Raw genomic sequence first — 11,279 nt, forward strand, 5'->3', positions numbered from 1 at the left:
CAAAAACAAAAATAACCAAAAGGGCTGATACCTCGTGAAAAGTGTCAGCCCTAATTTATTTTGTTTGAAAAAGTTTTACCGGACAGCAATAATATCAAATAAATAAGTCAAACACAATTAAACATTTAAAAAGATACAAAACAAGAAGGTTAAAATAGTGTGTAGTTTATTCTTTAAAACCGAATTCATTGCTATATAAAACAAATTATATGGCAAATTTTATCAAATCTATTTTACTATAGTTGTCTTTTTACTAAATAACCATAATCCTAAAAAGGTAAAAGTACCATTTATCATAAGTAATTCGTACCCAAATTTATAACTTGTAAAGCTTTCTATAAAAGTAGATAGTATATAACAAAGCAAAGGAGATATTATTGCAATAAATGGAGATAGCTTATCTTTCACTGTTCGTTTTGTAAATAATCCAAATGCAAAGAAGCCTAATAAAGGACCATAGGTATAAGATACAAGTGTATAAATAGCATCAAGTAAATTCGTAGAATTAAACCAACGAAAAAGTAATATAAAGCCTATAAAACAAAGTGCCATAACTAAATGTACACGCTTCCTTAAACTTTCATCATTATCCCTATTTTTAATATCTACACAATAAATAGTTGTTAGCGATGTTAAAGCTGAATCGGCACTAGAAAAACAAGCTGCTACAATCCCTATAGTAAAAAACACCATGACCCAATTACCTAATAATCCACCAGCTGTAGCTTTTAACATTAACTCATCTGTAGTAGAAGATGGAATGGCTAAATGCATATAATTATAAAAAAACATCAATAGAATACCCAGTGCTAAAAATAAAAGATTAGCAGGAATAAAAGCTAAACCATAACTACACATATCCTTTTTGGCATCATGAAGATCCTTACAAGTAAGATTTTTTTGCATCATATCTTGATCTAAACCTGTCATAACAATAACTATAAAAATACCACTTAAAAATTGTTTCCAGAAATTTTGCCCCGATAGACTATCATTAAAAACAAAAACACGGGAATGAGGGTCATTTATTATTTTATTAATAGCTTCAAATAAAGAGAGGTCTAATACTCCTAATACCTTATAAATAATAAGAAATAAAGCTATAAACATACATAGCGTTTGAAAAGTATCTGTATAAACTAAAGTATGGATACCACTCCTTTTAGTATATAGCCATATTAATAGTACTAAAAAAGCTACTGTGAAAACAAAAGGTATATGATAATTATCAAGAACATATCTTTGTAAAATAATGCAAACTACATAAAATCTTACAGCGGCACTACTCATCTTTGATAAAATAAAAAAACTTGAACTTGTTTTATAAGTATATTTTCCAAGCCGCTTTTCGATATAAGTATATATACTTGTAACTTTTAACCTAAAATATATAGGCAATAAAATAAAAGCTACAACAATATAACCAATCACAAAGCCTAAACAAGTTTGCAAATATGTCATATTATTAGATAACACCATACCAGGAACACTCACAAAAGTAACACCTGAAATACTTGCCCCTATCATACCAAAAGCTACTAAATACCATGGGGATTTTTGGTTTGCTTTAAAAAAAGTAGCATTATCAGACCGTTTGCTTGTTAACTTACTAACACAAAAGAGTATTAGAAAATAAGAAATAATAGTTATAACTATAATCATGTCATTAATAAATATTATTTATTAAACTTTACGAAGTATTTCATCTCTACATTCCTCCATTAACCATTTAGGAGTACTAGTTGCTCCACAAATTCCTACAGTTTTTGCATCTATAAACCAATCCATATTTATTTCATCTGCACTCTCTACTTGATAAGAATGTGGATTAACTGCTAAACATTCATGAAAAAGAACCTTTCCATTAGAACTTTTTTTACCTGCAACAAAAATAATAACATCATGGCGTGTAGCAAAGATAGATATATTTGGCATACGATTAGCTACTTGTCTACATATTGTATCAAAACTTTGAAATTGTGCTGTTGGACTGATATGAGACTGTATATAATCTATAATTTTATGAAACTCATCAAGGCTCTTTGTTGTTTGTGAATAAAGGTATATGTTCTTTGTAAAATTTAGTTTCTTTACATCTTCAAATTTCTCTATAATAAGAGCTTCGCTTTTAGTTTGTCCTACAAGCCCTAAAACCTCTGCATGACCATTTTTACCAAAAATTACTATTTGTGAGTCTTCTTGAGTAGTTTTAGGTTCTAACCTCTTGTTTTGATTTTCTATAATAGGTGTTAATTTACCATCTACTTTACTTTCATATTGTTTTTTTATACGACGCTGTAAAGCTAATACAACAGGACAAGTAGCATCTATTATTTCTATGTTATTACGTTTAGCTAAAGCATAAGTTTCTGGAGGTTCACCATGAGCACGAAGTAACACTTTAACATTATAGAGATCTTTCATTTGCTCATGATTGATAGTTATTAATCCATTTTTCTCTAATCTCTCTACTTCCATGGAATTATGTACAATGTCGCCTAAGCAATAAAGAGCATTACCTTTAGCTAATTCCTCTTCTGCTTTCTTTATAGCTGTAGTTACGCCAAAACAAAATCCACTACCATTATCTATTTCTATTTGTAACATTTAAACGCGTAATTAATAATTTATCGATTAATGTCAAATTTAATTATAGGTGAGTTTCCACAATACTCTGGTGAATATGCACTTTGTATAGTACATATACCTGTATTATAACTACCTTTTCTATCTATATAATAATCTGTTTCCACTATATGCTTACCTTTTGTAAGTTTATTAAAATAATAATTAGTGCTATTATTCTTAGGTGTTACATAACACATACCATAATAACTACTCAACTGATTTATTGCTGCTAAACAAGCTGCACGCTTATCAATAATTTGAACAAAATCAAAATCACGTGAAGCTGTTATTGTTAATCGTACACGTATCTTATCACCTACTTTTAAAGATTTAGTTTGAAGAATATTATTATGTTCATCTAAAATCTCACGTTGTATAGTCATTCCCATAGATCTTTCTTTTATATCTACTACTTCTTGTGAAAACTGTGCATATACTCCTCCAAAACTAATACCCTTATTTTGCTTTTCTATTCTTAAACTTTTTGGACATGAATATATAGGAACAGTTACTTTTACATACCCTTTCCCTGCTATTTCTTTAGGCTTGTTCAATACTTTTCCATCAAGTTTAAATATAGCGGAAACATTATCTTCCATATTCCACTTCCCATTGCTCATAAAAGCCCAAATAGCATTAATGGTATTAATAGGAGTATTCCACATTTGTGTACGCTTCTCTTGAAGTAGCCATCTCTGCATCTCCTTGATATAACTATCATTTGGAGAAAGTCTCTTTAAAGCTTCTATAGCTGCTACTTCTGTAGGAATTTTATAATTCCTCCATGAGTAATAAGCATTTTTACTATCGAAATATCTACCCATATCTTTCGTATATACCGTATATTCCTTTATACTTTGCAAATATTCATTAGCTTTTTGGATTCTTCCATACATGCTAAAAATAATAGCAATGTTAGCCTTTCCATAAACAGTTAGGTTGGTGGACTTCTTAGATAATCTATTAAGTAAATAGGTTATGTTTGATGTTATTGGGCGTTTAGCTAATGCGCTGGCATAAATATAATCGCAAATGTCATCACTTATGAAGAACAATTCATGGTCTTTCTTATCTGTACGCTGCATCTCTTTTACCTCTTTTCCTACCTCACGATCAAGATAGGCAAAGGCGTTTTTTAACAATAAAGCTGTTTCTTGATTGGTAAAAGCCTCTTTCCCCATTAAGATTTGTAGGCGAATAAGCTCTTTTACTATATAAACAGTCATATAAATGCTGCCTTTCATACCTGCAAACCAAGAGAAAGAGCCATCTTTATTCTGTAGCTTATATAACTGAGCAATATAGCTTTGCTGCTTATGCTGCAAAGCATTCTCATCAAAGAATTTTACTAACATTTGCTTTTGCTCACTTTCCTTTTCTGCATTCAGTACCCATGGGGTCTCATTTAACACTAACTTCTTCAGTGTTTCATTCTTCTCTAGATTTGAAGTAAGAGCCTTATCTTTATCTATTTCTTGTTTCCACAAATCTATTGTTTGCTTTATCTTTGGCGATTGCATTATGATATGCTTACCTAAAGCATTAACATAATAAGCTGTCATCAGGCTAATAGCATCATCGCTATACACTTTAGACATATAAGGCAAAGCTTCAATCATAAGCCATGATGGATTATTAGTATATTCGATGGTTAGTTTTGCATCGCTTAATTTCTTTTTAGGATATAACTTATCAAGCTCTACCTGCTCTATATTATTACCAATCATTGTAATGGGATAAGTGTTAATAACATACTCTTTATTAGGCAAAACAGGAAGATACTGCTGCTCTCCATCTGAGAATCCATCTGCTTCTACAGTGATACGAACAATTAATAAAGTATAGTTTGCTAATTTTTTCTTTGAAAAACGCTCTATAGCATCATCATTAATTTCAAATGATACCGAAGTAGTATTATCTGCTTTTATGCTAACTTGCCGAGATGCGGTATAAATAGCTTGCCCCGTAACAGGATCTATTAATGAGAGAACAGCCTTTGTTTGTAATGCTTTCTCTACTCTTTTCACTATACGTGCAGATATTATAGCCTTATCTCCTACACGCAAAAAACGTGGTAAATTTGGCTGTATCATTAAAGATTTTGAGACAACAACCTCATCGGTAAGCAAGCCATTGTTCATCTCCTTATCATGAGCAAAGCCCATAAAGCGCCATGTTGTCAAGCTCTCTGGTAAAGTAAAGTGTATGCTTACATTACCATTCTTATCAGTAACTAACTGAGGATAGAAGAAAGTAGTTTCATTTAAATTCTTTCTGAACAGCACAGGAGCTTTATCATTATTATCCTTTTCAGCAACATTAGTATCTGTAAAGCCTTTCATTTCTTTCTTTATAACAGGAGCTGTAAATTTCACAGTACCTCTACTACGTCCTACTGGTGCTACCTCATCATAAACCGATTCTAAAGATAGTTTTTCACACATAAAAATATCTGGATAAGACCTTTCAAACGCTGATAGATACTTTTGATTAAATGCTGCCAAGTTTATCTTCGGGACATTAATAGTTGCAACTCTCTTATTTGCAATAATATAAGATGTATTATAATCTGAAGAAAACCAATTAACATATGGCATAGTAAGACTTATTTTTGGTAACTCATGCCATGAGTTATCTAATATCTGATCAAGACTTTTATCATATAAAGTTGCCATTAACTGTGCATTCGCAGGCGTCCCATCTGGACGGGTTACTGATAAAATCCACTCTTCTTTATGTCCAGGAGAGAGCTTGTTCCTAAAGGTTTTCCATTTTAAAGTCAGTGTCTTATCTAGTATCGGACGCATAATAGTAGCACTATGTTCATATACCTTTGCATCTTTTACCCAAATATAATGGAGAAATAAGCCATTTTCATATTCTGGTTTATAAGTAAAGGCACGCGTATTATTGGCATTCGATTGGTCAAAATATCCTTGTTCTATCAATTTATTTCCTGCAAAAATAGAATAAATAACGTGTACATCTTTATCGGTAGATCCTACTTGCACATACACAGGCGATCCATCATGCGGAAAACTACTATCACTTACATAAAACCAATCGTGTGTATCTTCTACAGGACGCTTATCCTTTAGAGAAAAAACGACAAAATCTTTATTTAATGTATCTGCTCCACAGATAGCATGTAGGCGATAGATACCAGAAGAAAGCCCTTTTACTTTCACAGTCTCATTAGTCTTTATCGTAGTATAATTATCAACACTGCTTGTTTTTTGCTGCTTGCTATCTTTCGGGAGAATAATATATCGAGCCATGCTTTCTACCCTTTTACCTGCCTCATTAATATAATTTAGCTTGAAAGATAACGCATAAGTATCAACTACTTGCTTTGGAATATCGCAAGTAAAAACAGTAGCCTTAGTAGAAATAGGTAAACTCTGCTCTACTTCTTGACTTTCTCCTGTCTGATCAGTAACGGTTGCTCTGACCTCAAAGGTATAGTAATTGGCATCTACACGCATACCTCTTACTATTTTATCCATTACATTCTTAGGTAATATAAAAGGTACTTTTACCTCAAAACAGCCATTTGTATCAGTAGTAACTTTACCTCTGCTTAGCACTTGAGCTTCATTATCACTATTGCCCCAATACCACCAAATAGCCTTCTTTCGTAATACTTTATAAGATACTTTAGCACCTTGTAAACTTACACCTGCATAAGTTTTAGCATAACCTTTTAATGTAATGGTATCACCTGGAGCATACTTTTCTTTATAATCCTCAAAACCTACTTTAAAAGTTGGACGCTTATACTCCTCTACACGAATAGTAGTTTCATAAGTTCTATTGCCATCTACACTTATATAAAAACAGCCTGTCAAACCTTTTATAGGTAAGATAAAATCGGTTGTAGCTGTGCCAAACTCATCTGTTATCACTTCTTTCTTGCTTATTTCACGATAATTAGCATCACGAAGCGACAAGCTAAATTTATGATTAGGTATCACTTTACGCTTTAATCCCTCTAAGGAATCAGAATAGGCTACTATCGAAGTATGCACAATTTGTCCTGGACAATAAATAGCACGATCTGTCATAAGAAGATATTTATTACCAGCAGAATTGCTCTTAGAATAATAAAAAGAAGGTAATACCCATGCTTTGCAAAAGCCTTTATCTGTTGATGTTGATACATAGGTATATCCACACTCTGCTTTTTTATTAGTTATATAGAAAGCTTCTCCTTTCTTATCTGTTAGAAGGGTTATTTTAGGAGTACTTCTTTTTTCATAAACATCACCAAACAACTTTATCTTTGCGCCTTCTACAGGTTGCCCATTGACAGCATCTACTACCACATACCGATATTTATTATTAGCCTGTTTCTCTGCAAGTAATACCAGATTACTTACATAAAGTAGCTCTTCCTTTGCAGAAATTTTTGCTGATGGCGAAGAAATCCTAACAATATACACCCCAGGAGATAACTTAGGAAAAAGAACAGAGTCCTCAAAGTTTTCATAAGCTGGACGTAATATAGTATACTGTCGCTTAATGGTAATCGCACTTTTAGGAACAATTTTCTTTGCATAATACTCCATATTTTTTTTATCTATATCTGTATTATAGGTTTCTCCGGTAAGTGTCGTTTTAATAATATCTATCTTAAGATCGCATACATTACGCAAACTAATCTTAACATATTGCCCCTGAGGACGAGTATAAGTGTTAATAGGAATATCATTTGTTTCTATTTTAGAGCTCTGCAAATTATGGAGGACTGCTCTAAAATAATTTATTCCTTTCCAAGACGCATATTTCTTAAGAGCATTTTGTACAAAATCGAAACGTTCTTTATCTGTTGTTTCATTAGAAAAGTTTTCGTACTTTACTTTTGCCAGTTCGCCTGCTATGTCCAGATCACCATACTTTGTAAGTAAAGAATCTACATCTTCTACTATATCTTCATCTTTTTCTAAAGCCTTAAATGCCGCATAACAGGCAGCTGAACGATTATTATGAGCCAGATAATACTTTTCTAACTCATGATAAGCCTCTGCTTCAAAACCTACTACATGTAAAAGATCATTATTAAAAATATTATCATCAGCACCTTTTTTTATAAAAGGAATGAAATAATCTAATTTCTCCCTGCCAAGCAAATCTTTATAAGCCATTGCTTTGTCAAAATATACCTTTGCTAAAGCTTTGTTATCCTCATCGCTTCGTGTGATATTGTTCTGCTCTATCTTACCTATTGCACAATAATATATAGCTGCAAGCACCTTATCACTCTTTTCTGCTTGCAAGGCAAAAGACTTAATACGAGCAAGCTCTTTCTCTAATGAATCAGGAGATAACTTTATTTTCGTTCCTGTTAAAAAGAGCTCTGCTGCTAAAAGATTACCATAGCTCTTTTCCTTTCTGGCTTTTATTGCAATTTCCTCAAGTTTCTTTATCTGTGTTTTAGGAAAATCTTTTTCCATAGCAATGTCTACCTGTTTCCAAAGCGAGCTATAGCTTTGTGCATATGTAATATTCGATAATATTAAAGTAAAAATAAATATACTAATTATTCGTTTCATTTATTCTTTGTTTTTGTTTATACGCAAAAATTATCAGAGTCAGAGTAAAAAAGTTTACTCCTGTTTGTTAAATGTTAACTATAACATGCAAAGATATATAAATTAAAGATAACTCCATAACGATATAGCTTATAATTATAAGTGATTTAGATTTTTGCAATATTATAAACAGAAAAATAAAACTAAAATAAACGTCATAATGACATATAACACATGTCATAGTGGCATATATAAAAGATCGGCACATAAATTGATCTTATGATAAACAGAACAATAAAAATAATTAGAAAAGTATAAATACAACCGCTATAAATTTATATAGAATGTAAAGAAAGGAGATAAAAATATGACATTTGACAAATTTACTATTAAAGCGCAAGAAGTTATCCAAAGTGCTGTTAACATTGCACAGCAACATGGTCAGCAAATAATAGAACCTTTACATCTTTTAGCAGGAGCTATAGATAAAGGAAAAGAAGTTACTAACTATGTGTTTCAGAAAATTGGTGTAACTCCTCAGAACATTGCAATGGCTGTAAATAGTGAGATTCAACACTTGCCAAAAGTACAAGGAGGAGAGCCTTATTTTTCATCAGATACTAATAAGGTTTTACAAAAAGCTACAGAAATATCACAACAGCTGGGCGATGAATTTATAAGTATAGAACCTTTACTCTTAGCTCTACTTACAGTAAATAGCACAGCTGCACGAATCTTAAAAGATGCTGGGTGCACCGAAAAAGAACTTAAAAAAGCTATTAATGAGTTGCGTCAAGGACAGAAAGTGCAATCACAGAGTGGAGATGAAAACTATCAATCACTTGAAAAATATGCTCACAACTTAGTAGAAGATGCTCGTAATGGTAAGCTAGATCCTGTAATTGGTCGTGATGAGGAAATTAGAAGAGTACTTCAGATATTATCTCGCCGTACAAAAAACAATCCTATATTAATAGGTGAGCCAGGAACTGGTAAAACTGCTATTGTAGAAGGACTGGCTGAACGTATAGTGCGTGGAGATGTTCCTGAAAACTTAAAAGATAAAAAGCTTTATTCTCTTGACATGGGTGCTCTTATAGCTGGAGCAAAATACAAAGGAGAGTTTGAAGAACGTTTAAAATCTGTTATTAAGGAAGTTACCAACAGCGATGGTAATATAATTCTTTTTATAGACGAAATACACACCTTAGTAGGAGCTGGAGGTGGTGGTGAAGGAGCCATGGATGCTGCTAATATTCTCAAACCAGCACTTGCTCGTGGCGAGTTAAGAGCTATTGGAGCCACTACTTTAAATGAATATCAAAAATATTTTGAAAAAGATAAGGCTTTAGAGCGTCGTTTCCAAACTGTTATGGTAGATGAACCTACAGAGTTAGATGCTATCTCTATTCTACGTGGCTTAAAAGAACGTTATGAAAATCACCACAAGGTACGTATACAAGATGATGCTTGTATCGCTGCAGTAAAGCTTTCTGAGCGGTATATATCTGATCGATTCCTACCCGATAAAGCTATTGATCTTATGGACGAAGCTGCTGCAAAGCTACGTATGGAACGCGATTCTGTTCCTGAAGAGTTAGATGAAATTACTCGTCGATTAAAACAATTAGAAATAGAACGTGAAGCAATTAAGCGTGAAAACGATGAAGACAAGATGGCTCTTTTAGATAAAGATATTGCAGAACTTAGAGAGCAAGAACATAGCTTTAGAGCTAAATGGGAAAACGAACGTGCACTTGTTAATAAAATACAACAAGATAAACAAGAAATAGAACATTTAAAGTATGAGGCTGAACGTGCAGAACGTGAAGGAAATTACGAACGTGTTGCTGAAATTAGATATTCTAAACTAAAAGCATTAGAAGATAATATCCAGAATATAAAGAAGCAATTATTATCGGCACAAGGTAATGAAGCTATGGTAAGAGAGGAGGTTACCGCTGATGATATTGCAGAAGTAGTAAGCAGATGGACAGGTATACCAGTTACACGTATGATGCAAAGCGAACGTGAAAAACTACTTCACCTTGAAGAAGAACTACATAAACGTGTAATAGGACAAGAAGAAGCTATTACTGCTGTCGCTGATGCTGTTCGTAGATCACGTGCCGGATTACAAGATCCTAAAAAGCCTATTGCTTCGTTTATATTCCTTGGTACTACTGGTACAGGTAAAACAGAGTTAGCTAAAGCATTAGCTGATTATCTTTTCAATGACGAAACAATGATGACAAGAATTGATATGAGTGAATATCAAGAAAAGTTTAGTGTTTCTCGACTAATAGGCGCGCCTCCAGGATATGTTGGTTATGATGAAGGTGGACAACTTACCGAAGCTGTACGGCGTAAACCTTACTCTGTGGTCTTATTTGATGAAATAGAAAAAGCTCACCCAGATGTGTTCAATATATTGTTACAAGTATTAGACGATGGTAGACTTACTGATAACAAAGGACGCACGGTAAACTTTAAAAACACTATTATCATTATGACTTCAAACCTTGGTTCACAATACATACAGCAGCAATTCCAAGAACTGAGAGAGGATAATAGAGAACAAGTTATAGAACATACAAAGACTGAGGTTATGAATATGTTAAAACAAACTATACGACCTGAATTCTTAAATCGTATAGACGAAACTATAATGTTCTTACCACTCACACAAGAGCAGATTGCTGGTGTAGTAAGGTTACAGTTAGAACGTGCTAAGGAGATGCTAATGCCGCAAGGACTTGTTTTAACATGGACAGAGCCAGCTGTAAAACATCTTGCAGAAATTGGATATGATCCAGAGTTTGGAGCACGCCCTGTAAAAAGAGCTATACAGCACTATGTACTCAATGATTTAAGCAAATCTATCTTAGCTGGTACTGTTAATAGAGAAAAGCCTATTAATATAGACTATTATAATGAGGCACTTGTTTTTAAGAATTAATATGATTTTTACTCATATTAGGTTATAAGAGAAAATATATTATTACAATAGAAAATGGGGAGTAGACTTGTAAAAGCTCTACTCCCCATTTTATTTATATTTTACAAAAAGGCTGAATCCTATTTAATTAGAATCAGCCTTTTTTTCTATTTATAAAATTA

At 32.7% G+C, this 11,279-nt stretch carries 4 protein-coding genes; 1 reads left to right on the forward strand and 3 read right to left on the reverse strand.

Translation table 11 applies throughout. From position 1 onward, the window contains the following. Positions 1-228 precede the first annotated feature (228 nt). The 3 genes from HMPREF9018_RS01240 to HMPREF9018_RS01250 are packed head-to-tail and all read right to left on the reverse strand — an operon-like array spanning position 229 to position 8,180. Positions 229-1,662 carry a sodium:solute symporter gene (locus HMPREF9018_RS01240; RefSeq protein ID WP_008446968.1) on the reverse strand — a complete coding sequence of 478 codons (1,434 nt, stop codon included), beginning with the start codon at positions 1,660-1,662 and terminating at the stop codon, positions 229-231. A 21-nt stretch (positions 1,663-1,683) separates the two neighbouring features. Continuing rightward, the gene (locus tag HMPREF9018_RS01245; RefSeq protein ID WP_008446963.1) at positions 1,684-2,607 is read right to left on the reverse strand and encodes a 4-hydroxy-3-methylbut-2-enyl diphosphate reductase; all 924 of its coding nucleotides are present in this window, start codon (positions 2,605-2,607) and stop codon (positions 1,684-1,686) included. A gap of 20 nt (positions 2,608-2,627) precedes the next feature. Then, the gene (locus tag HMPREF9018_RS01250; protein WP_008446964.1) at positions 2,628-8,180 is read right to left on the reverse strand and encodes an alpha-2-macroglobulin family protein; all 5,553 of its coding nucleotides are present in this window, start codon (positions 8,178-8,180) and stop codon (positions 2,628-2,630) included. Positions 8,181-8,526: 346 nt separating this feature from the next. Between HMPREF9018_RS01250 and clpB the strand changes: the two genes are divergently transcribed. After that, on the forward strand, positions 8,527-11,118 hold the full coding sequence (gene clpB, locus HMPREF9018_RS01255; protein ID WP_008446966.1) for an ATP-dependent chaperone ClpB: 2,592 nt from the start codon (positions 8,527-8,529) through the stop codon (positions 11,116-11,118). The last annotated feature ends 161 nt before the right edge of the window (positions 11,119-11,279 follow it).

The sequence above is a fragment of the Prevotella amnii CRIS 21A-A genome (genome assembly GCF_000177355.1).
In the GTDB taxonomy this organism is placed as follows: domain Bacteria; phylum Bacteroidota; class Bacteroidia; order Bacteroidales; family Bacteroidaceae; genus Prevotella; species Prevotella amnii.

Excerpts from the sequence above, each read along its gene's own strand:
- HMPREF9018_RS01240 (WP_008446968.1), bottom strand. The coding sequence starts at position 1,662 with ATGATTATAGTTATAACTATTATTTCTTATTTTCTAATACTCTTTTGT.
- HMPREF9018_RS01245 (WP_008446963.1), bottom strand. The coding sequence starts at position 2,607 with ATGTTACAAATAGAAATAGATAATGGTAGTGGATTTTGTTTTGGCGTA.
- HMPREF9018_RS01250 (WP_008446964.1), bottom strand. The coding sequence starts at position 8,180 with ATGAAACGAATAATTAGTATATTTATTTTTACTTTAATATTATCGAAT.
- clpB (WP_008446966.1), top strand. The coding sequence starts at position 8,527 with ATGACATTTGACAAATTTACTATTAAAGCGCAAGAAGTTATCCAAAGT.